We start from the raw sequence: 882 nt of genomic DNA, 5'->3' as shown, positions 1-882 counted from the left end.
ACCGCGAGGGCATATGCCAGGCTCGGCGGCCGCCGTTCCCTTGGGCCGTCACCCCCGTGGGTGACACAGCCCGCTCACAGCTCAGCTCGGGGAAACGCCCAGGTCCGGTGTCTAGCCTGCCGCGCATGGTTGTGAGCCGTGAGGATGAGGGGCTGGCCCGGGGGGCTGTGGGAGGGCTGCTGGGTGCGGGTCGGGTGCCGGGTTGTGGGGACGGGGATCCTGCGGCGTCGCGGTGGGTCGCCGAGGCGATGGTGCCCGGGCTTGCCGCGATGGCCGCCGTGGCGCGGCGGGTCGGGGAGCCCGGCAAGGGGCTGAGGGCCGAGCTCGGGGCGATCGGGCGGGGGACCGAGCGGGACATGGTGCGGGCGGGCGGGGGCCGGGCGCTGCACCGTGGGGCTCTGTGGCCGCTCGGGCTGCTCGTCGCGGGGGCCGCGCTCGCGCCCCGGGGGACGCCCGAGGAGTCGACCGGGATCGCGCGGCGGATCGCGGCCCATCCGGACCCGCGCGCTCCCCGTACGCCCACGATCGGGTCGGCGATGTCCGTCCGGTTCGGGGCCGCCGGCGCGAAGGGTGAGGCCCGGGCCGGATTCCCGCACGTACGGCGGGCGTTGGACGCTCTGGACGTGGCGCGGCGCGGCGGCGCGCGGGAGCCCGAGGCCCGGCTCCGGGCTCTGCTCGTCGTCATGACGACGCTTCAGGACACCGGGCTGCTCCACGCGGGCGGGCCGCACGGGCTGCGCGAGGTCCAGGACGGGGCCCGGGACGGGGGGGGGGGGGGGGGGGGGGGGGGCGGGGCGGTTGTCGCTCCGCGCGGTGGAGCTGTGGATCAGCGCCGGGGCGCGCGGGTGCCGCGCGGCGCGCCGGGGCGCGCGGGGCGCGGGG

General features: G+C 79.4%; 1 protein-coding gene. It reads left to right on the top strand.

All coding sequences use genetic code 11. The annotated features are described in order from the left end of the window. Positions 1 to 248: 248 nt before the first annotated feature. A partial coding sequence (locus ACFVZW_RS11990) for a triphosphoribosyl-dephospho-CoA synthase (protein ID WP_384519968.1) occupies positions 249 to 882 on the top strand: 634 nt, incomplete at its 3' end.

Origin of the sequence: Streptomyces sp. NPDC059567 (assembly GCF_042735655.1) — a bacterium.
Classification (GTDB): Bacteria; Actinomycetota; Actinomycetes; order Streptomycetales; family Streptomycetaceae; genus Streptomyces.
The sequence above is the reverse complement of the archived record's forward strand: the minus strand, read 5'-3'. Positions and strand labels throughout refer to the sequence as shown.